Source organism: Aeromonas sp. R10-2, assembly GCF_040908445.1.
Taxonomy (GTDB): Bacteria; Pseudomonadota; Gammaproteobacteria; order Enterobacterales; family Aeromonadaceae; genus Aeromonas; species Aeromonas veronii.
Map to the genome: position 1 here is coordinate 1 of NZ_JBFODS010000039.1, position 22597 is coordinate 22597.

The window sequence follows — 22597 nt, forward strand, 5'->3', positions numbered from 1 at the left end:
ATACGGCGCGACCCTTGATCCACTTACGCGTACAGCGGGTTGACCTTGTCGGCATCGATGCCGTACTTGGCGATGGCGTCGGCCACAACCTGCTTGTCTACCTCGCCGCGCTTGGCCAGTTCGGTCAGAGCAGCAACCACCACGTAGAACTCGTTCACTTCGAAGTGACGACGCAGGTTGGCACGGCTGTCGGAACGGCCGTAACCGTCGGTACCCAGCACGCGGTAGTTCTCGGTCGGAACGAAGGCGCGAACCTGATCGGCGAAGGACTTCATGTAGTCGGTCGCAGCGATGGTGGCTTCGGAACCCAGTACCTGAGCGATGTACGGTACGCGAGCTTCGGCAGTCGGGTGCAGCATGTTCCAGCGATCCGCGTCCTGACCGTCACGGGCCAGCTCGTTGAAGGAGGTGACGCTGAACACATCGGAACCGATGCCGTACTCGCTGGCCAGGATCTGGGCAGCCTTGCGCACGTGACCCAGGATGGAACCACAACCCAGCAGCTGAACTTTCGCCTTGGCACCGGCGACGGATTCCAGCTTGTAGATACCCTTGCGGATGCCTTCCTCGGCGCCTTCCGGCATAGCCGGCATGGCGTAGTTCTCGTTCAGGGTGGTGATGTAGTAGAACACGTTCTCCGGGTTCTCACCGTACATGCGGCGCAGGCCGTCCTGTACGATCACCGCCACTTCATAGGCGTAGGACGGGTCGTAGGAGATGCAGTTCGGGATGGTGTTCGCCAGGATGTGGCTGTGACCATCTTCGTGCTGCAGACCTTCGCCGTTCAGGGTAGTACGACCGGAGGTTGCACCCAGCAGGAAGCCACGGGCTTGCTGGTCACCGGCTGCCCACGCCATGTCGCCGATCCGCTGGAAGCCGAACATGGAGTAGTAGATGTAGAACGGGATCATCGGGCAGTCGTTGGTGCTGTAAGAGGTCGCAGCAGCCAGCCAGGAGGACATGGCGCCCAGCTCGTTGATACCGTCTTGCAGAACCTGACCCTGCTTGTCTTCCTTGTAGTAGGAGACGATGTCGCGGTCTTGCGGGGTGTACTGCTGACCGTGCGGGCTGTAGATACCGATCTGGCGGAACAGACCTTCCATACCGAAGGTACGGGCTTCATCGGCCAGGATCGGAACGATACGCTTGCCGATGGACTTGTCTTTCAGCATCACGTTCAGGGAACGCACGAACGCCATGGTGGTGGAGATTTCGCGCGCCTGCTCACCCAGCAGCGGACCGAAGGCATCCAGCGCCGGGATTTCCAGCTTGGTGGTGCTTTCACGCAGACGGGTCGGCACATAGCCTTTCAGGGCAGTGCGACGGTCGTGCAGGTATTTGTGCTCGGCAGAACCGGCTTCGATCTTCAGGTAAGGCAGATCGGCCAGCTGTTCGTCGGCCACCGGCAGGTTGAAGCGGTCACGCAGGTGACGCACGGAGTCCAGCTCCATCTTCTTGACCTGGTGAGCGATGTTCTTGCCTTCGGCCGCTTCACCCATGCCGTAACCCTTGATGGTCTTGGCCAGAATAACGGTCGGCTTGCCCTTGGTCTGGGTCGCCTTGTTGAATGCAGCGAACAGTTTGCGAGGATCGTGACCACCGCGGTTCAGGGCGAAGATCTCCTCGTCGGTCATATCTTTGACCAGCGCGGCAGTTTCCGGATAACGGTTGAAGAAGTGCTCGCGGATGTAGCCACCGTCGCGGGACTTCATGGTCTGGTAGTCACCGTCCACGGTCTCGTTCATCAACTGGATCAGCTTGCCGGAAGTGTCTTTCTTCAGCAGCTCATCCCACTTGCGGCCCCAGATAACCTTGGTGACATCCCAACCGGCGCCAGCAAACAGGCCTTCCAGCTCGTTGATGACCTTGCCGTTACCGACAACCGGACCATCCAGACGCTGCAGGTTGCAGTTGACCACGAACACCAGGTTGTCGAGCTTTTCACGCACGGCAACGGTCAGGGCACCCTTGGCTTCCGGCTCGTCCATCTCGCCGTCACCCAGGAAGGCGTAAACGGTCTGCTCGGAGCAATCCTTGATGCCACGGTCGGTCAGGTACTTCAGGAAGCGAGCCTGATAGATGGCGGCGATGGGGCCCAGCCCCATGGAGACGGTCGGGAACTGCCAGAAGTCCGGCATCAGTTTCGGGTGCGGATAGGAAGGGATACCCTTGCCGTCCACTTCCTGACGGAAGTTGTCCAACTGCTCTTCGGTCAGACGACCTTCAGCAAAGGCGCGAGCATAGATGCCCGGAGAGATGTGACCCTGGAAGTAAACCAGATCGCCACCGTCCTTCTCGTTGCGGGCACGGAAGAAGTGGTTGTAGCAGACTTCGTAGATGGTCGCGGAAGAAGCGAAGGAAGACATGTGACCACCCAGGTCCAGGTCTTTCTTGGAGGCGCGCAGCACGATCATCATGGCATTCCAGCGGATGATGGCGCGAATGCGGCGTTCCATTTCCAGGTCGCCCGGGTAAGCCGGCTCGTCGCTGGACGGGATGGTGTTGATGTAGTCGCGGTTTGCCTTGGCAGCCACGTCCACACCGCTTGCGCGGGCTTTCTCGGCCAACTGTTCAAGGATGAACTGAGCGCGTTGCGGACCCTCTTCACGCAGCAGGGATTCCAGAGAGGCAAGCCACTCCAGCGTTTCTATCGGGTCCACATCGTTCTTCAGGATATCAGACATGGCTGGTTCCTATGTTGTTGTGATTGCACGGCATTGCACGGCGAAGGGCGCAAGCATTCGACAATAAAGCCTTGTGGGATTAGTTTTCCTGCTGACGGATCCGACGCATGGATCGCTGGATCCGGCTGTCTTCCCTCTGCATATCCAACAAGGTGTCCTCGATAAAGGCCAGGTGCTCATGACAAGCTGTTCTGGCCCGCTCCGGAGCCCCCGAAAGAATAGCCTCGATCAGATTCGCGCGATGGCGACGTATCTTGGCTACCACTCCCGGGCGGCGATTCAAAATCTCGTTATTCTGCAGAATGTTCTGCTCGAGCATCGGGCTCATGGCCCGCAGCAGGTGCAGCAGCACCACGTTGTGGGACGCCTCGGCCACCGCCAGATAGAACTGGGTCACGGCTGCCGATTCAGCCACCAGCGAGCCCGACTGGCCCGCCTCTTCGATGGTGGTTTGCACCTGACGAATGCGCTCGAAATCAGACCCGGTTCCCCGCAAGGCCGCGTAGTAGGCACAGATGCCTTCCAGCGCATGGCGAAACTCCAGCAGGTCATACCGGGCTTCCGGGTGGGTACTGAGCAGTTCGAACAGGGGATCGGCCATTCCCTTGCTCAGGGCATTCTGCACATAAGTGCCGCCGCCCTGACGGCGATAAAGCAACCCGCGCGCTTCCAGCCGCTGGATGGCTTCGCGCAAGGAGGGGCGCGATACCTGAAACTGGATGGCGAGTTCCCGCTCGGGAGGCAATTTCTGCCCCGGCTGCAGGCTGCCTTCCAGAATCATCTGTTCCAGCTCGGCGACAATGGAGTCGGCCAACTTGGGTTGCGTAATCTTGCGATAGGGCATGAGGCTACTTTGTTAAATTGGTATTACCAATTTCATGGATGGGGCGAAAATTAGCAGAGCCCTTTTGAAAAGTCCACCCAAAAGATGATCTGAGTCAAGAATCAACCCCACCACTTAAGGGGTAAAACAGGGCAAACATGATTTAGCTCATAGAAAATGGTCTGACCAATATTCTTGACGGCGCTCACAAATAACATCTGCGCAACCGGATACAAAAATGGCCTGCCAGATCGGCAAGCCATTGATTTTAAAATCCAAACTAAATTTTAATAATTACTTTAGCTGTTTAGCAGCTGCCGGTAGTAATCCCACTGAAAACTGGCTCCGGGATCCGTCTTGCGCCCCGGCGCGATGTCGCAATGGCCGACAATTTTTTCGTGGGTAATCGCCGGATAGCGCTCCGAGATGGCTCGGGTGAGCTCCGCCAGCGCCCGGTACTGAGCCTCGGTATAGGGGGTTTCGTCAGTCCCTTCCAGCTCGATGCCAATGGAGAAGTCATTACATGCCTCCCTCCCCTGCCAGCTCGAGACACCTGCATGCCAGGCGCGCGCGCCAAACGGTACATACTGCACCAGCTCGCCATCACGGCGGATCAGGCAGTGTGCCGAAACCCGCAGCTGATGGATACCGGCAAAATAGGGATGAGCCTCCGGGTCGAGTCGTCCCATAAAGAGATCGTCGATAAAGGGACCGCCAAACTCCCCAGGCGGCAGGCTGATGCCATGAACCACCAGCAGGGAGATATCATCCGGCGCTGCCCGTTCGTTGTGATGGGGAGAAGGCACCCGGCGCGCCTGCTGGCACCAGCCTGCGGCATCGATAGAGAAACAAGGTTGCGAAGCGAGTTGAGTCATCGGCTACTCGAGTTGGCTGATAAATGGCGAGAAAACGAAGATACCTGATAGGCAACCCGGCACCAACTCACTGAATCAACGGGAAATGGTATGTTAGGCTGAGTCATCTTCCGCTCGATATGGATGGGGTATGCAGCACACGGCACGCTGGATGTGGTTACTGGCCTGGCTCTCTTTGATGGGCCTGCTGACCCTCTATTTTCACTCCCGCAACCAACCAAGTGTCACTGCCAGCGGCGAGCTGTTGCTGCGGGCCGACCAGAGCGGCCACTATCGTCTGGAGGGTGCCATCAACGGCCAGCCGGTGCAACTGCTGCTCGATACCGGCGCCACTCGCATCACCATCCCGCAGCAGGTTGCCGAGCGGCTCGGCCTGACCGCTTATGGCAGCAGCCAGGTCAATACTGCCGCGGGACAGATCCGGGTCGGCAACGGCACCATCGAAACGCTGGCGATGGGACCATTGACCTTGTACGATCTGGCCATCTTTATCAATCCGGCGGCAGACGGTGACGAAGTGCTGGTTGGCATGAACGCCCTCGGTCGGCTGGAGCTGGTTCAAAAGGAGCGGCAACTGCTGCTCAGACCCTTGCAGGAATAAGGCATGTTTCAACAGGATGTCAGCCGCGCCGTGCGCGCCGCACTACTCGAAGATCTGGGCGATGCCCTCACCACGCTGGACCAACCGGACGCCAGCGCCGATATCACCGCCCAGCTGATCCCGGCGGATCGGATGGCCACTGCCCGGGTCATCACCCGTGAAGCAGGAGTATTCTGCGGCCAGCCTTGGGTGGATGAAGTCTTCCTGCAACTGAAGGCCCAGCTCGGTGGCGAAGTGAAGGTGGAGTGGAAGGTGCAGGATGGGGAAGTGCTCTCCCCCAATCAGGAGCTGTTCCGCCTCCATGGCCCTGCCCGCTTGCTGCTGACCGGCGAACGCAATGCGCTGAACTTTGTCCAGACCCTCTCCGGCGTCGCCACCCTCACCGCCCGCTATGTGGCTGAACTGGAAGGCACCGACTGTCGTCTGCTCGATACCCGCAAGACCATCCCCGGGCTGCGCACGGCACAGAAGTACGCGGTCACCTGCGGCGGCGGCAAGAATCACCGTATCGGCCTCTACGACGCTTACCTCATCAAAGAGAACCATATCCTCGCCTGTGGCGGCATTGCCGAGGCAATTAGCGAGGCTCGTCATCTCAATCCGGGCAAACCGGTGGAGGTGGAAGTGGAATCACTGGCAGAGCTGGAACAGGCGCTGGCGGCAAAGGCCAATATCGTGATGCTCGACAACTTCGACGTGACCATGATGCGGGAAGCGGTCGCCATCAATCAGGGCCGCGCCAAGCTGGAAGTCTCCGGCAATGTGACCCTCGACACTCTGGCCGAGTTTGCGGCCACCGGCGTCGATTTTATCTCGGTCGGGGCGCTCACCAAGCATGTACGGGCGCTCGATCTCTCCATGCGCTTTATCCAGCAGTGAGATTCACCCCGCAGGCCTGAGCAAATACTCGACCTAACCGGATAAACAACTTGCAAAAGGCGCCATGGGCGCCTTTTCTTTATGCAGGATCCATCAGCAAAGGAGTGTAATGACGGACCCGCTTTCACCCGTAACAAAGAGTCATAAGAAGCCACTTATTTTATGACTCGCATCAAGTTTTTGGTAAATGACATGAAAGTAGTTAACAAAGGCAGCAATCTCTGTTGCCACCCCTGACAGCTCGGATAAGATACTGACGTGCGGATGATTTTCCACCGACACTTCCCAGGAACCAAGGATAAAAGGATATTTCAAATGAAGAAGCAATCGGGTTTTACCCTTATTGAACTGATGATCGTGGTCGCAATCGTGGCCATTCTGGCGGCGGTAGCACTGCCGGCTTATCAGAGTTACACCCAGAAAGCTCGCTTTACAGAAGTTATATCAGCGACCGGTGCAGTAAAAACATCTATGGAAGTGTGTTATCAAACAGCTACTGACGTTACAACCTGCGGAACCGCTGCCAATGCCACTGTAAGTGGTGCATATCCGAGCGGAGTTGTACAGAGCGTTGTTGCTAGCGTCTCAGGCTCTTCTCCGACTATTATCGCTACTGGTACAACCTCTGGAGCACCTGGTACCTATACCATGACCGGTACTGTAACAGGCACCAAGATTAGTTGGAACGCTGTCTGCAGCCCTGCAAATCTCTGCTAATACATGACCTCTAGTCCCAATAGCGGCCTGGCGTTAAGCCTGGCCGCCTCTTCACTGATCAGTGAAGAGGATTCCCAGCGCTATCTAAGCCAGGCCAAGGCCCAGCGCAAACCCTTTGTGACATTTCTGATAGAAAACGAGATCCTTGACAGCAAGGCGCTCGCCGATTTTTGCGAGCTGGAGTATGGGGTACCTCTGCTGGATCTTGCCGCCTTCGATTTGGCCGAGATTCCGCAGAAGTACCTCAATCAGAAGCTGATTGAGAAACACCACGTCCTGCCCATCTACACCCAGGGCCACACCCTCTATATCGCCATGTCGGACCCGACCAATGTCTCGGCGTTGGAGGACTTTGGCTTCAGCTTCGGCCTTCATACCGAAGCACTGCTGGTAGAGGAAAACAAGCTCACCGCCGCCATCGGCAAGCTGCTGGAGAGTGAAAACGACGCCCTCGGCATGGAGGATATCGACGAATCCGAGATTTCGGATCTCGAGGTCTCCGACGAGAACAGTCGGCTGGACGAGAGCGTCAATACCGCTGATGACGATGCACCCATCGTCAAGTACATCAACAAAATCCTGATGGATGCCATCAAGCGCGGTGCCTCCGACCTGCACTTCGAGCCCTATGAGTTCAAGTATCGGGTGCGCTTTCGCATCGATGGCATTCTGCATGAAATTGCTACCCCGCCGGTCAACCTCTCCAACCGTTTCTCTGCCCGCCTCAAGGTCATGGCGCGGCTCGATATTGCCGAACGGCGGCTGCCGCAGGATGGCCGCATCAAGCTGAAGCTGTCGCGCAACAAGTCGATGGATATGCGGGTCAATACCCTGCCCACCATGTGGGGGGAGAAGATCGTTATCCGTCTGCTCGACTCCTCGGCGGCACGCCTTAATATCGAGCAACTCGGCTTTGATGACCGGCAGAAGGCGCAGTACCTGCGCGCCCTCTCCAAGCCACAGGGGATGATCCTGGTGACTGGCCCCACCGGCTCGGGCAAAACGGTCTCGCTCTATACCGGCCTCAATATTCTCAACACCACCGAGGTAAATATCTCTACCGCCGAAGATCCGGTGGAGATCAACCTGCCCGGCGTCAACCAGGTGCAGGTCAACCCCAAGGCGGGGCTCACCTTTGCCAGCGCCTTGCGATCCTTCTTGCGGCAAGACCCGGATGTGGTGATGGTGGGGGAAATTCGCGATCTCGAAACCGCCGAGATCGCCATCAAGGCTGCCCAGACCGGCCACCTGGTGCTCTCCACCCTGCATACCAACTCCGCCGCCGAGACCCTGACCCGGATGATGAACATGGGGGTACCGGCTTTCAACATCGCCTCCTCGGTGACCCTGATCATGGCCCAGCGGCTGGCCCGTAAACTATGCGACCACTGCAAAGCGCCGGAAGTGGTGCCGGAAGCCGAACTGCTGGAGCTGGGCTTTACGCCGCAGCAGTTGGCGGCCGGGCTGCGACTGTTCAAACCGGTCGGCTGCAAGGAGTGTTCCGGCGGCTACAAGGGGCGGATCGGCATATACGAAATCATGCTGATGTCGGAGAACATCGCCAAATTGATCATGCAAGGGGCAAACTCCCTGCAAATCGCAGCTATCGCGCAGAAAGAGGGGATGCGTACCCTGCGTACCTCAGGACTGGAGAAGGCCCGGCTCGGGGTCACCAGTCTGGCCGAGGTCAATCGGGTCACCACCAACTGATCCATGTGGCGGAACGACCCGCCGGTTTGGTTGGCACAAAGCATCATTCACCCACAAACTCGCTATGGATGACAACCCGAGCGACAGAATAATCAGGTATTAAAGTGACCGGGCTGGCGCCAAGAAGGTACCACCCACCCTATCAGTACCCCGCAGGCATCAAGCCAGTCGGGCACCTTGACCAGGTTGGTGACGTGCGGAGTCCGACTCTGACAACCAACCCCATTGCAGGATGCAAAGATGGCAACCCTAACGAAAAAGAACAATGCCCCCAAGAAAGTCTTCGCCTTCCGCTGGCACGGGGTAAACCGCAAGGGGCAGAAGGTCTCCGGCGAGCTACAGGCCGACAGCATCAACACCGTCAAGACCGAACTGCGCAAGCAGGGGGTCAACGTCACCAAGGTAGCCAAGAAATCCCAGGGGCTCTTCTCCAAGGGCGGCGCCAAGATCAAGCCGATGGATATCGCCATCGTCTCACGCCAGATCACCACCATGCTCTCCGCCGGTGTACCGCTGGTGCAGAGCCTGCAGATTATCGCCCGCAGCCACGAGAAAGCCTCGATGCGCGAGCTGATGGGGCAGATTGCCGCCGATGTGGAGACCGGTACCCCCATGTCGGAGGCACTGCGCCGCCATCCCCTCTACTTTGATGATCTCTATTGCGATCTGGTGGAAGCCGGTGAGCAATCCGGTGCGCTGGAGACCATCTACGACCGTATCGCCACCTATCGGGAAAAATCGGAAGCGCTCAAGTCGAAGATCAAAAAGGCGATGTTCTACCCCACCATGGTCATTCTGGTCGCCATCGTGGTCACCTCCATCCTGCTGCTGTTCGTCATTCCGCAGTTCGAGGATATCTTCAAGAGCTTCGGCGCCGAGCTGCCGGTGTTCACCCAGTTTGTTATCGGCATCTCCCGCTTTATGCAGAACTGGTGGTATGTCTTCTTTGGTGGCACGGCCCTTGGCATCTTCCTTTACGTGCGGGCCTGGCGGGCCTCCCAGAAGGTGAAAGACAATACCGACAAGTTCGTCCTCACCATTCCGGTGGTCGGAATGATCCTGCACAAGGCGGCCATGGCCCGCTTTGCCCGCACCCTGTCGACCACCTTCTCCGCCGGTATTCCGCTGGTGGATGCGCTGATTTCGGCAGCAGGGGCCTCGGGTAACTATGTCTATCGCACCGCCGTCATGGCGATCCGCAACGAGGTGGTGGCCGGTATGCAGATCAACGTGGCGATGCGCACCGTCGATCTCTTCCCCGACATGGTGATCCAGATGGTGATGATCGGTGAGGAGTCCGGCGCCATCGATGATATGCTCTCCAAGGTCGCCACCATCTTCGAGCAGGAGGTGGATGATCTGGTCGATGGCCTCACCAGCCTGCTGGAACCCCTCATCATGGTGGTGCTCGGGGTGCTGGTCGGCGGCATGGTTATCGCCATGTACCTGCCCATCTTCAAGCTTGGCGACGTGGTAGGCTGATTTATCAGGGCATGGCACCACAACCATGCCCTCCCCCTCATTCAATAACTGACGGTTGGTTATGACACTTCTTCTCGAGCTGGCTCACAGCTTGCCCTGGCTCTACTTCTCGCTGGTTTTTCTTTTCTCCCTGATGATCGGCAGCTTCCTTAACGTAGTGATCCACCGCTTGCCCATCATGCTGGAGCGGGAGTGGCAGGCCGAGTATCGCGGCTACTTTTCCCCCGATGAGGAGGCCACTGCGCCAGAGCGCTACAACCTGATGGTCCCCCGCTCTGCATGCCCTCACTGTGGCCACGCCATCACTGCGCTTGAGAACATCCCGCTGTTGAGCTGGCTCTGGCTCAAAGGGCGTTGCCGTGACTGTCAGGCCCCCATCTCGGCCCGCTATCCGCTGGTAGAGCTGCTGACCGCCCTGCTCTCGGTGGCCGTTGCCATGGTCATAACGCCGGGCTGGGGCACACTGGCCGCCCTGTTGCTGACCTGGGTGCTGGTCGCCCTCACCTTTATCGATCTCGACAAGATGTTACTGCCCGACCAGCTCACCCTGCCACTGCTGTGGGGTGGGCTGCTGTTCAACCTGGCAGGCGGCTTCGTGCCGCTGGCGGATGCCGTGATCGGCGCCATGGTGGGCTATCTGGTGCTCTGGAGCCTCTACTGGGCTTTCAAGCTGCTAACCGGCAAGGAGGGGATGGGCTATGGCGACTTCAAGCTGCTGGCGGCACTGGGCGCCTGGCTCGGCTGGCAGGCGCTGCCCATAATTCTGCTGCTCTCATCCCTGGTCGGCGCAGTGATCGGCATCAGTCTGATCGCCTTGCACAAACACCATCAGGGCAAGCCCATTCCCTTCGGCCCCTACCTCGCCATCGCGGGCTGGATTGCACTGCTATGGGGCGATACCATCACCCGCTGGTATCTCTCTACCCTGCTTTGAGCAAGAGGCCCCATGTATGTAGTTGCTATCACAGGTGGTATCGGCAGCGGCAAGACCACTATCGCCAATCAGTTTGCCGCGCTGGGTATCGAGGTGGTGGATGCCGATGTGATCGCCCGCGAGGTCGTTGAGCCGGGCACCCCGGCCCTTGCCGCCATCGCCGACCATTTTGGCCCGGATGTGATTGATCCGAGCGGTCAACTCGACCGTCGCGCCCTGCGCGAGCGGGTCTTCAGCGACCCACAGGCCAAGGAGTGGCTCAATGCCCTACTTCACCCGCTTATTCGCAGCGAAATGCAGCGCCAATGTACCGCGGCCAGTTCTCCTTACTGCCTGCTGGTGGTGCCACTGCTGGTGGAGAACAAACTCACCGGCCTCGCCAACCGGGTGCTGGTGATCGATGTGGATGAAGCCACCCAGATTGAGCGCACCTGCCGCCGGGATGGGGTATCGGCCGAGCAGGCCCGGGCCATCATCGCCGCTCAGGCGAGCCGGTCGGAACGTCTCGCTGCGGCGGATGATGTCATCGAAAACCACAATGGCAGCGAAATGGCGATTAAAACGCGGATTTTGGCGCTGCACGAGACATATCTGGCAATTGCCTCTCAACAAGGCCGCCAAGTGTGAGTACACTAGGCCGGTTTATGGCTGGCCAGGATTAGGCATGATTTACGATTTCCCCCTCAATGAAAAAAGCCGGACCTATCTTCGTCTGGAGTCCCTGTTTTCCCAGATCCGCGACAATCTGGAGAGTGAACAATCCTGGGCACATATCGCCTTCTTCAAAGGGCTGTTCGATCTGCAGGAGTTGCTTGAGCGTGGTGACCTGCGCGCCGACCTCATCAAGGATCTGGAGCGTCTCGGCCAGCGTCTGAGCCACTGGGCCAGCCTGCCCGACGTCGATCTGGAGCAGATCAAACTGATGCAGCAAGAGAGCAGCCAGCTCTCCCGCAACCTGCTCAATTCACCACGCCCGGGTGCCCGCCTGAAAGAGGATCGTCTGCTCGGCTCCATTCGCCAGCGTTTCTCCATCCCCGGTGGCCTGTGTGCCTTCGATGTGCCGCAGCTACACCACTGGCTCGGTACCCCGGCCATCACCCGTCACCAGCAGATGCAGGGCTGGCTGAGCGACATTAACCTGCTGATGAATGCCATCACCCTGCTGCTGCGCCTGTGGCGTGAATCAGGCAGCTTCAGTGAGCAGGTTGCCAGCAACGGTTTCTTCCAGGACACCGCCGAGAGCGCCGAGCTGATCCGCATCAAGCTGCCGGGCAATCTGTTCTGCTACCCGACCCTGAGCGGCCACAAGAACCGCTTCGCCCTGCGCTTTCTGCCCACCGCAGAACAGCCGATTGGCGATGTGCCGTTCCAGCTCGCCTGCTGCTAAGGAGCGCTTATGGTCACCAAGGTAAAGTGCCCGACCTGTCAGAGCGAAGTGGAGTGGGGCCCGCAGAGTCCGTTCCGCCCCTTCTGCAGCAAGCGCTGCCAACTGATCGATCTTGGCGAGTGGGCCGATGAAGAGAAGCGGATCCCGGGGGAGATCAACCCGGATCTGCTGCCGGAGCCGGAAGAGGGCGATCAGTGGCTATAAGCCCTTGGTCACTCACCTCTGCAATATCAAAAAAGGGCCGATTGGCCCTTTTTTGATGCTTGTTGATTGCTACCGGCTCAAGCCTGCAGACCCTGTAGCCGCGCTACAATCGGGCCATTGGCATCGGGGAAGTGGTAGTTGTTCAGCTCGGCCACCGGCACCCACAGGCACTCCTGCCCCTCTTTGCCGAACGGCTCACCGCTGAAACGGGTCACCTTCCAGATATCCAGCAATACCTGCTTCTCGGGGTAGTCGTGCTGCAGTTCCATGAAGGGGGCACAATCCAATACTCGGATGCCGATCTCTTCCCACAGCTCCCGATCCAGCGCGGTAAGCAGATCCTCGCCCGACTCTACCTTGCCACCGGGAAACTCCCAGCGATCCCCCTGATGGCGATCAGAGGAGCGTCTGGCGATGAAGATATCGCCCCGTTCATTCTCGATGACGCCAACCGCCACCCAGATCCGTTTTTTCTGTTCCATCTTGGTACCTTTACACGCAATACATGACCGGGCCGTTCGATGCGCCCAACCTCTGGCTGGGTGAACGACCGATAATGCCTGATATCCGATAATCCTTTGCAAAGTGGCGCCACTACAGTGACTTCGCCACCTTCTGACAAAAACAAGGCGGGCACTTGGCCCGCCTGTTATGGCATAGCGTCGATCAGGTCAACTGACCGTGGCAGTGCTTGTACTTCTTGCCGGAACCGCACGGGCAGGGATCGTTGCGACCGACCTTCTGCTCGTCACGTACGAAGGTGGTGTGCCCCTCTTCGCCTGCGGCCTGTTCATCGGCCAGCTGGCTCTCGGCAGCGGCGTGGGTATAGGTGCGGGGAGCGGCTTCCGACTGCTGGCGTTGCTGCTCTTCCATCGCTTCCACATCGCGCTCCTGCACCTGAACACGGCTCAGGATGCTGACCACGTCGCGCTTGAGGGTTTCCAGCATCTGGGTGAACAGATCGAAGGATTCGCGCTTGTACTCCTGCTTGGGGTTCTTCTGGGCGTAACCGCGCAGATGGATGCCCTGACGCAGGTGATCCATGGCCGCCAGATGCTCTTTCCACAGACCATCCAGAGTTTGCAGCATCACTGCCTTCTCGAAGTTGCGCAGCACCTCTTTGCCGACCAGCTCTTCCTTGTGGGCATAGAGCTTGGTGGCTTCGTCCAGAATGCGCTCGCGCAGCTTCTCTTCATACAGCTTGTCATCTTCCGCCAGCCACTGCTGCAATGGCAGATCCAGCGCGAAGTCTGCCTTCAGGCGCGCTTCCAGGCCCGGCACGTCCCACATCTCTTCCAGAGACTGGGGCGGAATGTACTCGTCGATCACCGCGCCGTAGACGTCGTCACGGATAACGTGAATGGTCTCGGAGATGTCGCTGGTATCCAGCAGCTCGTTGCGCTGCTCGTAGACCACCTTGCGCTGGTCGTTGGCAACGTCATCAAACTCCAGCAAACTCTTGCGGATGTCGAAGTTGCGACCTTCCACCTTGCGCTGGGCATTTTCGATCGCCTTGGTGACCCACGGGTGCTCGATGGCTTCGCCCTCTTCCATGCCCAGCTTCTTCATCATGCCGGTCACGCGATCGGAGGCGAAGATCCGCATCAGGGTATCTTCCATGGAGAGGTAGAAACGGGAGGAGCCCGGGTCACCCTGACGACCGGAACGGCCGCGCAGCTGGTTATCGATACGACGGGATTCGTGACGCTCGGTGCCGATAATGTGCAGACCACCGGCGGCCAGCACCGCATCGTGACGCACCTGCCAGGCAGCTTTCAGCTCTGCAATCTGCTCGCTGGTCGGGTTCTCCAGCTTGGCAATCTCTGCCTGCCAGTTACCGCCCAACACAATGTCGGTACCACGACCGGCCATGTTGGTGGCGATAGTGACCGCGCCAGTCTGACCGGCCTGGGCGACGATCTCCGCTTCCATGGCGTGGAACTTGGCGTTCAGCACCTTGTGCGGGATCTTCTCCTTGGTCAGGATGCCGGAGAGCAGCTCGGAGTTCTCGATAGAGACTGTACCAACCAATACAGGCTGGCCCTTGGCCACGCACTGACGGATATCTTCGATGATGGCGGCATACTTCTCATTGGCGGTCAGGTAGACCAGATCGCCCATGTCCTTGCGCACCATTGGCTTGTTGGTCGGGATAACTACGGTATCCAGGCCATAAATCTGCTGGAATTCAAAGGCTTCTGTATCCGCAGTACCTGTCATCCCCGCCAGCTTGTTGTAGAGACGGAAGTAGTTCTGGAAGGTGATGGATGCCAGCGTCTGGTTCTCGTTCTGGATCTTCACCCCTTCCTTCGCTTCAACGGCCTGATGCAGACCATCTGACCAGCGACGACCCGGCATGGTACGGCCAGTGTGCTCGTCAACAATGACGATCTCGTCTTTCTGGACGATGTAGTCCACGTTGCGCTCAAACAGGGTATGGGCGCGCAGACCTGCGTTGACGTGGTGCAGCAGGCTGATGTTAGAGGCGGAGAACAGGGAGTCGTTCTCGTCCAGCAGCCCCTCTTTCTTGAGCAGCTCTTCCACGAAGATCTGACCGTTTTCGGTCAGCAGGGCCTGACGGTTCTTCTCGTCTACTGTGTAGTGACCGTCGCCGGTGTACTCTTCGGTGTCTTCCTTGTCCTGCTTGACCAGCAGCGGGATCAGCTTGTTGACGCGGATATAGAGCTCTGAGCTGTCTTCAGCCGGGCCGGAGATGATGAGCGGAGTACGGGCTTCATCGATAAGCACCGAGTCCACCTCATCCACCAGCGCGTAGTTGAGCGGGCGCTGTACCCGCTGCTCCGGCGAGAACGCCATGTTGTCGCGCAGGTAGTCAAAACCGAATTCGTTGTTGGTACCATAGGTGATGTCGGCGGCGTAGGCGTCACGCTTCTGGGACGCATCCATACCGGGCACATTGCAATCGACTGTCATGCCGAGGAAGGCGAACAGCGGGCGGTTCGCCTCCGCATCACGCTTGGCCAAATAGTCGTTCACCGTTACCACGTGCACACCACGGCCGCTCAGGGCGTTCAGGTAAGCTGGCAGGGTGGCGGTCAGGGTCTTACCTTCACCAGTCTTCATTTCCGCGATGCGGTTGGAGTTCAGCACCATGCCGCCGATCAGCTGCACATCGAAGTGGCGCATGCCAAACACACGCTTGGAGGCTTCACGCACGGTCGCGAACGCTTCCGGCAGCAACTGCTCCAGGGTCTCACCCTGCTCGATACGCTGACGATATTCAGCCGTTTTGGCCTGCAACTCGGCATCGGAGAGAGCCTCGAACTGCGGCTCCATGGCATTGATCTGTTTTACAATTTTGCGCAAAGCCTTGAGCGTTCTGTCGTTCCGGCTGCCGATAATCTTGGTAAGCAGTGTGCTAATCATGGGTACCAACTATTTCTGGTTATAAAAGCGTTCCGTCACTGGAACCTGAAGAAAAAACCTAACCCCGTCTGGCACTGAGAAAGCGTGCGGGGTTGACCTGACGACCATCTTTCAACACTTCGTAATGCAGATGGACCCCGGTCGCGCGACCGGTGCGTCCCATCAAGGCAATCTTCTGACCCTGATCAACCAGGGTGCCCACCTCGACCAGCAACTTGGAGTTGTGGGCATAGCGGGTGACCAGGCCATTGCCGTGATTAATCTCCACCATATTGCCAAATTCCGGATGACGGCCCGCCCAGCTGACAATGCCGGGCCCGGTAGCCAGAATCGGGGTTCCGGGTTTGCCACGGAAATCGACCCCTTTGTGCATCTTGGCACGCCCGTTGAACGGGTCGACCCGTCCACCAAACCCGGACGAGACCCAAACTCGCTCCTGTTTGACTGGCGTGCCGGAAATAAAACCGGCATCGGTGATATGGTGATTCATGATGAAAGATTCAAGTACCGACAGCTGCTCTTCGCGGCTGCTGAGCTGCTGGCTGAGGTGTTTCATCGAGGCTTGCAGCTCGTTGAGGCTCACTTCCAGCTCTTCATCATAAGAAGGGCCGCCCATGGGGGGCAGCTCTTTGAAATTGAACTCGTCGGGATCGAGATCGGCCTGCTCGGTCAATCGTTCGCCGAGGGCATTGAGACGGCCAAGCTGGCCTTGCATGGTGCCCACCTGAGCTGCCAGCATTGCCAACTGTTCACGGGCTTCGTCGCCACTCTGGTCAACGGACTGTTGCTCGGCAACGGCAAGCGCCACTTCCAGCGCCTCCATTTTCTGGTGCCAGCTCTGCCAGAGCCAACCACCACCAAGGGCTAACAGGGAGAAGAGAATACCGCCGACCCAGGCCAGACGTTGTTTGGGCAGGTGCAACTTGCGTCGCTGCTTGCCGTGGAGGATCAGGGTAATGCTCATAGAAATCAGTCTGCTCGGTCAGGTGCGGCCAGGAGCCTGCACGGGAAATAAAACCGGGAGATAATCGGTATTAAAGGATGGAGTAAACAAATGACGGAACGTCGGTGCGGAGAGAGGACCGACGTTCCGTTGCACAGCTATCAGGCCAGAACCAGACCGTTATCGTAGTAAGCGATAGGCGCTTTGTCGCCCTCACCCTCGAAGGTCACCAGTTCCCAAGCCTCCTGCTCGGCCAGCAAGGCACGCAGCAGCTTGTTGTTCAGGGCATGTCCGGTCTTGTAGGCACGGAACTCACCGATGATGCTGCGGTTACACATATAGAGGTCACCGATCGCGTCCAGCATCTTGTGCTTGACGAACTCGTCCTCATAACGCAAACCGTCTTCGTTCAGCACCCGATAGTCGTCCAGTACCACGGCGTTTTCCAGGCTTCCGCCCAGCGCCAGGTTCTGGGAACGCAGGTACTCGATATCACGCATGAATCCGAAGGTACGGGCACGGCTGATCTCTTTCACGAAGGAGGCACCGGAGAAGTCCAGTACGCAACGCTGATTGCGCCCTTCAAAAACCGGATGCTGGAAATCGATCTCGAGATCCATCTTGAAGCCGTTGCGATAAGGGTGGAATTCCGCCCACTTGTCGCCGTCTTCAACCCGGATGCTCTTCTTGATCCGCACAAACTGCTTGGCAGCATTCTGCTCACGGATCCCGACTTCCTGCAGCAGGTAGATAAAGGGATGCGCACTGCCGTCCATCACCGGGATCTCGGGCGCGTCAACCTCGACATAGAGGTTGTCGATCCCCATCCCGGCCAGCGCGGCGGAGAGGTGCTCAATGGTAGAGACACGGACACCGGCTTCGTTGACCAGAGCGGTACAGAGCACGGTATCGCGCACCTGATCGGCATTGGCTGGCAGCTCCACCACAGGATTCAAGTCGGTACGCAAGTAAACGATCCCTGTGTTCACAGGCGCCGGACGGAACGTCATGGTGACTTTCCGGCCCGAATGCAGGCCGACACCAGTCGCCTGTACACTCGTTTTCAAGGTTCTTTGTCTAATCATGGGTGTACCCTAAACAGCTTAAAATCCGGACCAGATGGTCGTTGGCAGGCCATCTTAGCACATTCCTTGAACAACAAACAAACGAGAGCCATAAGAGGCTTAGTCAGCTTGCTTGCGCAGGAACGCCGGAATATCCAGGTAATCCGGTTCACGACGAGCTTGCGGCTCGGCGTTGACCACCTTGGCCGGGGCTTCGTCCATCACGCGGCCTTGCATCATGTCGCTAACCAGCGGCTGACGCACCGGGCGCTCTTGCACCTGGCTGCTCTTGACCAAAGTGATGTCCGGCTTGCGCTCGGCACCGATACCGGTAGCAACCACGGTCACACGCAGCTCGTCGTGCATTTCCGGATCGATTACGGTACCCACAACTACAGTGGCGTTCTCGGAAGCGAAGGCCTTGACCGCGTTACCTACGGTTTCGAACTCTTCGATGGTCATGTCCATACCGGCGGTGATGTTGACCAGGATGCCACGGGCACCAGCCAGATCCACGTCTTCCAGCAGCGGGCTGGAGATGGCTTTCTCGGCCGCTTCTTCAGCACGGTCATCACCGGAGGCGGAACCGGTACCCATCATGGCGGTACCCATTTCACGCATCACGGTACGCACGTCCGCGAAGTCGACGTTGATCAAGCCCGGACGGGTGATCAGCTCGGCAATGCCCTGTACCGCGCCAAGCAGTACATCGTTGGCCGCCTTGAAGGCATCCAGCAGGGAGATACCGCGACCCAGCACCTTCAGCAACTTGTCGTTGGGGATGGTGATCAGGGAGTCGACGTTTTTGGAGAGCTCTTCGATACCGTGGGCGGCGAAACCCATCCGCTTCTTCCCTTCAAAGGAGAACGGCTTGGTGACCACAGCAACGGTCAGGATGCCCATCTCGCGCGCCACTTCGGCCACGATCGGCGCAGCACCGGTACCGGTACCACCACCCATACCGGCGGCGATGAACACCATGTCGGAACCGGTCAGCAGCTCACGCAGCGCTTCGCGATCTTCCATGGCCGCATCACGACCCACTTCCGGATTGGCTCCGGCACCCAGACCCTTGGTGATGCCACCGCCGATCTGCAGGGTAGTGTTGGCGCTGGAGTTACGCAGTGCCTGGGCATCGGTGTTGACGGTAATAAACTCAACACCCTCAATATTTTGACGAACCATGTGTTCGACAGCGTTACCGCCGCCGCCACCTACACCGATCACTTTAATGACGGCTTCGTCAGTGTGGCTATCCATAAATTCAAACATGTTGTCTCTCCGCTTTATTTGCCTGACTCAGCAAAATTCTTAGAACTCGCCACGCAGCCAGTTGCTAACCCGTTTGACCAGGCCACCGACGCTTGCCTTGGCGGCATATTCTTTGTTGCTACCTGTGGCTTGATGGGTGCGGCCATATTGCAGCAACCCGACCGCAGTCGAGTACACCGGTGCCTGCACGTAATCACTCAAACCACGTATGTTCATGGGCTCTCCCACCCGGACCTGGCTCTGGAAGATCTGCTCTGCACACTCCACAATGCCTTCAATCTGGGCAGCGCCGCCGGTCAAGACCACACCGGCTGCCAGCTGATGCTTGACCCCCTGCGCTTTCAACTCGCTTTGTACCCGCACCAGCTCATCATTCACCATGGAGAGCAACTCGGTGTAACGGGGCTCAATCACTTCAGCCAGTGTCTGCCGTTGCAGGCTGCGCGCCGGGCGACCGCCGACACTGGGTACTTCAATATTGTCTTCCTTGCTGACCAGACGGCCGAGGGCGCAACCGTAGCGCACCTTGATCGCTTCCGCGTCGAGCGGCGGCGTGCCGAAGGCGTAGGCGATGTCGCTGGTCACAGTGCTGCCAGCGTACGGGATCACCTTGGTGTGGCGCAGGGCACCGCCGGTAAACAGCGACATGTCCATGGTGCCGCCACCGATGTCCACCACGCAGACACCCAGCTCTTTCTCGTCTTCGGTCAATACGGCATAGCTGGAGGCCAGCGCGGAGAAGATCAGCTGATCGACTCGCAGACCCACTTTTTCGACACACTTCTCGATGTTGCGAGCCATGTCGTTATGGCAGGTGATGAGATGCACCTTGGCCGCCATCCGTACACCGGAGAGACCAACCGGATTCTTGATCCCTTCCTGATAGTCGATGGCAAACTCCTGCGGCAGCACGTGCAGCACCCGCAGTTCATCCGAGAGGCGAACCGACTTGGCGGTGTGGATCACGTTGTCCACATCCTCCTGGGTCACCTCTTCATCGGAGATGGGCACCATGCCGGTCTCGTTGCGGCAATCAATATGCTTGCCGGACAACCCCAGATAGACCGAGCTGATCTGGCAATCTGCCATCATCTCGGCCTCTTCCACCGCGCGGCGCAGTGACTTGACCACGGAGTCGAGGTCATTGACCCCGCCCTTCTCCATTCCGCGAGAAGCGTGACTGCCCATACCGATGACGTTCAGTTCACCGTCCGGCAATACTTCCCCGACCAGAACCGCCACCTTGGTTGTGCCGATATCCAGTCCGACAATCAAATTCCTATCTGCGGTGTTGGTCATGCACTTTCTCTTCGCTCTTCTTCCAGCCAACTGCCATTCCGGTGTCGTATCGAAGATCCACGTAAGCGACTTGCGCACGGGGTTCGATAACCGGGAAGGCATCGATAAACCGCTGCAGCCGGAGCGCAATGTCATTGCGTCCCAGGAACAGCTTGATATTGCCATCCAGGGTCAGTTCCCAGGCATGGCGGGGGGTCAGATTCACCCCCAGCAACTTGTATCCCTTGGCAGCCAGTTGCGACTCGTACTGCCGACTCTCTTTCAACACCCGGGCAGCCTGTTCATCCGGCCCTGACAGCTGCAACAGCGGCGTCTTGACCCGATCCGGGGCACTGAATACCTTGCCCTTGGTGTTGACGAAGCGGTTGCCATTCCAGCGCGCCGCCACATCTTGTTCCGTGAGGTAGATCTTGATCTTGTTCGGCCACTTCTTTCGTACCGAGACCGAGGCCACCCATGGCAGGGCGTTGAGCCTTGCCTGCAATTCGTTGACGTCCAATTCGAAGAAGTTGCGCAGCTCGGCGCCATCCAGCACGGCCATCCGCAGCTCTTCGGTTTGCAAATACTGGTGTTGCCCCTGCAGCAACAGCTCGCTCATGGGCAACCGGTTGGCATCTGTCAGCCAACCTTTAACATCCAGCGCCGTCCGGTAGCAGCCCCATATCACCAGCAGGAAAAACGCTACCCCTGCGATGAAGCCACCCTTGGTGCGCCCCTGTGCCCTTGCCTCCACCCGATCGATCCCCGTGTAACGCGCTAAACCGGCCTTTGACAGACCGGTTCGCCATTATATAGGCCCCGGCTTGGCGGTCAAAATACTCATTGGGCCCTCAGGCGCCAGATTTCATGCTATCTATGCTCAATTTCATCTCTCCGAGACGACGGGCCAGCGCCCCGACGTTCCCAGCGCCTTGAGTCAGCACCAAATCCCCCTCGCCGATCAGGTCGGCCAACACGGCTGGCACGTCATCTGGCGTGGCGACGAAGATGGGTTCCAGGTTGCCACGCGAGCGAATGGAGCGGCACAGTGCCCGTCCATCAGCGCCCGGGATCGGCTCCTCACCGGCAGCATAAACCTCCAGCATCACCAGCACGTCTACCTTGGAGAGCACATCGGCGAAGTCCTCGTAGAGGTCGCGGGTGCGGGTATAACGGTGCGGCTGGAACACCATCACCAGACGCTTCTCGGGCCAACCGGCACGGGCGGCGTTGACGGTGACCTTCACTTCGCTCGGGTGGTGACCGTAATCGTCCACCAGCATCGCCTTGCCGCGACCGGTTTCAAACTCGCCATACTGCTGGAAGCGACGACCGACCCCTTCAAATTTGGCCAGTGCAGAGATGATGGCCTCATCGCTAACACCGTCCTCTGTCGCGACAGCTATCGCCGCTGCGGCGTTCAATGCGTTGTGAATACCCGGCAAATTGAGGGTCACCAGCAGCTCACCCGCCTCTTTGCGGCGAACACGGAAGCAGCTGTGGTTGGTGGTCTGGACAAAATCCAGCACCTGCACATCCGCATCGTCAGAGAGACCGTAGGTCAGGGTCGGGCGAGCAATCTCGGGCAACATGCCACGGATCACCGGATCATCGATGCAGACCACCGCCAGTCCGTAGAAGGGCAGATTGTGCAGAAACTCGATGAAGGTGGCCTTCAGCTTGGAGAAATCACCGCCGTAGGTATCCATGTGATCCGCTTCGATGTTGGTCACGATAGAGACCATCGGCTGCAGATGCAGGAAAGAGGCGTCGCTCTCGTCCGCCTCGGCAATCAGGTAGCGGCTGCTGCCCAATCGGGCATTGGTACCGGCACTGTTGAGCAGGCCACCGATGACGAAGGTCGGGTCGCGGTCGGCTTCGGCATAGATGCTCGCCACCAGACTGGTGGTGGTGGTTTTGCCGTGGGTACCGGCGATGGCAATACCGTGACGGAAACGCATCAGCTCGGCCAGCATCTCGGCGCGGCGCACCACCGGGATCCGCAGTTCGCGGGCAGCCAGCAGCTCCGGGTTGTCCTGCTTGATGGCGGTAGATACCACTACCACGCTGGCACCCTCAACGTGTTCGGCACTGTGGCCGACGAAGATGTGCGCGCCCAGTCCGGCCAAGCGCTCGGTCACGGCGTTGCGAGCCAGATCAGAACCCGTTACCTGATACCCTTCGTTGGCAAGCACTTCGGCGATCCCGCCCATACCGGCACCACCGATGCCGATAAAGTGGATGCGACGCACGCGACGCATTTCGGGGATCACAGTACGCAGTTTTGCCAGTTCAACCTTGGTCATAATCGTCTCTTTAGTCTGCCGCAGGCCATGTGCCGTCAAAGCGCGGCTGCA

General features: G+C 58.6%; 20 protein-coding genes. 9 read left to right on the forward strand and 11 right to left on the reverse strand.

The window, feature by feature from the left end; genetic code table 11:
* Positions 1 to 23: 23 nt before the first annotated feature.
* The 3 genes from aceE to ampD form a co-directional block, all read right to left on the reverse strand.
* Entirely contained in the window at positions 24 to 2684 is a 2661-nt protein-coding gene (aceE, locus tag AB5Y97_RS09585; RefSeq protein ID WP_368157708.1) for a pyruvate dehydrogenase (acetyl-transferring), homodimeric type, read from the reverse strand.
* Between the two features lie 79 nt (positions 2685 to 2763).
* Positions 2764 to 3528 carry a pyruvate dehydrogenase complex transcriptional repressor PdhR gene (gene pdhR / locus AB5Y97_RS09590; protein ID WP_257696158.1) on the reverse strand — a complete coding sequence of 255 codons (765 nt, stop codon included), beginning with the start codon at positions 3526 to 3528 and terminating at the stop codon, positions 2764 to 2766.
* A 278-nt stretch (positions 3529 to 3806) separates the two neighbouring features.
* The gene (ampD, locus tag AB5Y97_RS09595) at positions 3807 to 4382 is read right to left on the reverse strand and encodes a 1,6-anhydro-N-acetylmuramyl-L-alanine amidase AmpD (protein WP_368157710.1); all 576 of its coding nucleotides are present in this window, start codon (positions 4380 to 4382) and stop codon (positions 3807 to 3809) included.
* 130 nt (positions 4383 to 4512) lie between these two features.
* Here ampD and AB5Y97_RS09600 point away from each other — a divergent pair, with 130 nt between their 5' ends.
* From AB5Y97_RS09600 to yacG, 9 genes are all read left to right on the forward strand, one after another.
* The gene (locus tag AB5Y97_RS09600) at positions 4513 to 4983 is read left to right on the forward strand and encodes a TIGR02281 family clan AA aspartic protease (RefSeq protein WP_005336129.1); all 471 of its coding nucleotides are present in this window, start codon (positions 4513 to 4515) and stop codon (positions 4981 to 4983) included.
* Between the two features lie 3 nt (positions 4984 to 4986).
* A complete protein-coding gene (nadC, locus tag AB5Y97_RS09605) occupies positions 4987 to 5862 on the forward strand; it encodes a carboxylating nicotinate-nucleotide diphosphorylase (RefSeq protein WP_368157713.1) in 876 nt (291 codons plus the stop codon).
* 315 nt (positions 5863 to 6177) lie between these two features.
* Positions 6178 to 6579, forward strand: coding sequence for a prepilin-type N-terminal cleavage/methylation domain-containing protein (locus AB5Y97_RS09610; protein WP_081253327.1), 402 nt, complete (start codon positions 6178 to 6180; stop codon positions 6577 to 6579).
* Between the two features lie 3 nt (positions 6580 to 6582).
* Complete coding sequence (gene tapB / locus AB5Y97_RS09615) at positions 6583 to 8289, forward strand: PilB family type IVa pilus assembly ATPase TapB (protein WP_236399116.1); 1707 nt, start codon at positions 6583 to 6585, stop codon at positions 8287 to 8289.
* A 240-nt stretch (positions 8290 to 8529) separates the two neighbouring features.
* On the forward strand, positions 8530 to 9771 hold the full coding sequence (locus tag AB5Y97_RS09620; RefSeq protein ID WP_005336136.1) for a type II secretion system F family protein: 1242 nt from the start codon (positions 8530 to 8532) through the stop codon (positions 9769 to 9771).
* A gap of 61 nt (positions 9772 to 9832) precedes the next feature.
* A complete protein-coding gene (locus AB5Y97_RS09625) occupies positions 9833 to 10705 on the forward strand; it encodes an A24 family peptidase (RefSeq protein ID WP_368157716.1) in 873 nt (290 codons plus the stop codon).
* Positions 10706 to 10717: 12 nt separating this feature from the next.
* Positions 10718 to 11332, forward strand: coding sequence for a dephospho-CoA kinase (gene coaE, locus AB5Y97_RS09630; RefSeq protein WP_043821966.1), 615 nt, complete (start codon positions 10718 to 10720; stop codon positions 11330 to 11332).
* A 37-nt stretch (positions 11333 to 11369) separates the two neighbouring features.
* Positions 11370 to 12092 carry a cell division protein ZapD gene (gene zapD, locus AB5Y97_RS09635; protein ID WP_005336141.1) on the forward strand — a complete coding sequence of 241 codons (723 nt, stop codon included), beginning with the start codon at positions 11370 to 11372 and terminating at the stop codon, positions 12090 to 12092.
* Between the two features lie 9 nt (positions 12093 to 12101).
* A complete protein-coding gene (gene yacG, locus AB5Y97_RS09640; protein WP_005336142.1) occupies positions 12102 to 12296 on the forward strand; it encodes a DNA gyrase inhibitor YacG in 195 nt (64 codons plus the stop codon).
* 77 nt (positions 12297 to 12373) lie between these two features.
* Here yacG and mutT read toward each other — a convergent pair whose 3' ends face one another.
* The 8 genes from mutT to murC form a co-directional block, all read right to left on the reverse strand.
* Positions 12374 to 12778, reverse strand: a complete 405-nt coding sequence (gene mutT, locus AB5Y97_RS09645) for an 8-oxo-dGTP diphosphatase MutT (protein ID WP_204384572.1) — start codon at positions 12776 to 12778, stop codon at positions 12374 to 12376.
* Between the two features lie 184 nt (positions 12779 to 12962).
* Positions 12963 to 15683 (reverse strand): preprotein translocase subunit SecA, encoded by a 2721-nt coding sequence (secA, locus tag AB5Y97_RS09650; RefSeq protein WP_368157719.1) that lies wholly within the window; start codon positions 15681 to 15683, stop codon positions 12963 to 12965.
* Positions 15684 to 15741: 58 nt separating this feature from the next.
* Positions 15742 to 16647, reverse strand: coding sequence for a M23 family metallopeptidase (locus tag AB5Y97_RS09655; protein WP_005355107.1), 906 nt, complete (start codon positions 16645 to 16647; stop codon positions 15742 to 15744).
* 140 nt (positions 16648 to 16787) lie between these two features.
* Positions 16788 to 17711: a UDP-3-O-acyl-N-acetylglucosamine deacetylase gene (gene lpxC, locus AB5Y97_RS09660; RefSeq protein WP_005336146.1), complete on the reverse strand. Its 924-nt coding sequence runs from the start codon at positions 17709 to 17711 to the stop codon at positions 16788 to 16790.
* Between the two features lie 99 nt (positions 17712 to 17810).
* Entirely contained in the window at positions 17811 to 18962 is a 1152-nt protein-coding gene (ftsZ, locus tag AB5Y97_RS09665) for a cell division protein FtsZ (protein WP_005336147.1), read from the reverse strand.
* Positions 18963 to 19001: 39 nt separating this feature from the next.
* Entirely contained in the window at positions 19002 to 20261 is a 1260-nt protein-coding gene (gene ftsA / locus AB5Y97_RS09670; protein WP_005336148.1) for a cell division protein FtsA, read from the reverse strand.
* Complete coding sequence (locus AB5Y97_RS09675) at positions 20242 to 20994, reverse strand: cell division protein FtsQ/DivIB (protein WP_368157721.1); 753 nt, start codon at positions 20992 to 20994, stop codon at positions 20242 to 20244. The genes ftsA and AB5Y97_RS09675 overlap by 20 nt, the downstream gene beginning before the upstream one ends.
* Before the next feature lie 97 nt (positions 20995 to 21091).
* On the reverse strand, positions 21092 to 22546 hold the full coding sequence (gene murC, locus AB5Y97_RS09680) for a UDP-N-acetylmuramate--L-alanine ligase (protein ID WP_368157724.1): 1455 nt from the start codon (positions 22544 to 22546) through the stop codon (positions 21092 to 21094).
* Between the last annotated feature and the right edge of the window lie 51 nt (positions 22547 to 22597).

Excerpts from the sequence above, each read along its gene's own strand:
- aceE (WP_368157708.1), bottom strand. The coding sequence starts at position 2,684 with ATGTCTGATATCCTGAAGAACGATGTGGACCCGATAGAAACGCTGGAG.
- pdhR (WP_257696158.1), bottom strand. The coding sequence starts at position 3,528 with ATGCCCTATCGCAAGATTACGCAACCCAAGTTGGCCGACTCCATTGTC.
- ampD (WP_368157710.1), bottom strand. The coding sequence starts at position 4,382 with ATGACTCAACTCGCTTCGCAACCTTGTTTCTCTATCGATGCCGCAGGC.
- AB5Y97_RS09600 (WP_005336129.1), top strand. The coding sequence starts at position 4,513 with ATGCAGCACACGGCACGCTGGATGTGGTTACTGGCCTGGCTCTCTTTG.
- nadC (WP_368157713.1), top strand. The coding sequence starts at position 4,987 with ATGTTTCAACAGGATGTCAGCCGCGCCGTGCGCGCCGCACTACTCGAA.
- AB5Y97_RS09610 (WP_081253327.1), top strand. The coding sequence starts at position 6,178 with ATGAAGAAGCAATCGGGTTTTACCCTTATTGAACTGATGATCGTGGTC.
- tapB (WP_236399116.1), top strand. The coding sequence starts at position 6,583 with ATGACCTCTAGTCCCAATAGCGGCCTGGCGTTAAGCCTGGCCGCCTCT.
- AB5Y97_RS09620 (WP_005336136.1), top strand. The coding sequence starts at position 8,530 with ATGGCAACCCTAACGAAAAAGAACAATGCCCCCAAGAAAGTCTTCGCC.
- AB5Y97_RS09625 (WP_368157716.1), top strand. The coding sequence starts at position 9,833 with ATGACACTTCTTCTCGAGCTGGCTCACAGCTTGCCCTGGCTCTACTTC.
- coaE (WP_043821966.1), top strand. The coding sequence starts at position 10,718 with ATGTATGTAGTTGCTATCACAGGTGGTATCGGCAGCGGCAAGACCACT.
- zapD (WP_005336141.1), top strand. The coding sequence starts at position 11,370 with ATGATTTACGATTTCCCCCTCAATGAAAAAAGCCGGACCTATCTTCGT.
- yacG (WP_005336142.1), top strand. The coding sequence starts at position 12,102 with ATGGTCACCAAGGTAAAGTGCCCGACCTGTCAGAGCGAAGTGGAGTGG.
- mutT (WP_204384572.1), bottom strand. The coding sequence starts at position 12,778 with ATGGAACAGAAAAAACGGATCTGGGTGGCGGTTGGCGTCATCGAGAAT.
- secA (WP_368157719.1), bottom strand. The coding sequence starts at position 15,683 with ATGATTAGCACACTGCTTACCAAGATTATCGGCAGCCGGAACGACAGA.
- AB5Y97_RS09655 (WP_005355107.1), bottom strand. The coding sequence starts at position 16,647 with ATGAGCATTACCCTGATCCTCCACGGCAAGCAGCGACGCAAGTTGCAC.
- lpxC (WP_005336146.1), bottom strand. The coding sequence starts at position 17,711 with ATGATTAGACAAAGAACCTTGAAAACGAGTGTACAGGCGACTGGTGTC.
- ftsZ (WP_005336147.1), bottom strand. The coding sequence starts at position 18,962 with ATGTTTGAATTTATGGATAGCCACACTGACGAAGCCGTCATTAAAGTG.
- ftsA (WP_005336148.1), bottom strand. The coding sequence starts at position 20,261 with ATGACCAACACCGCAGATAGGAATTTGATTGTCGGACTGGATATCGGC.
- murC (WP_368157724.1), bottom strand. The coding sequence starts at position 22,546 with ATGACCAAGGTTGAACTGGCAAAACTGCGTACTGTGATCCCCGAAATG.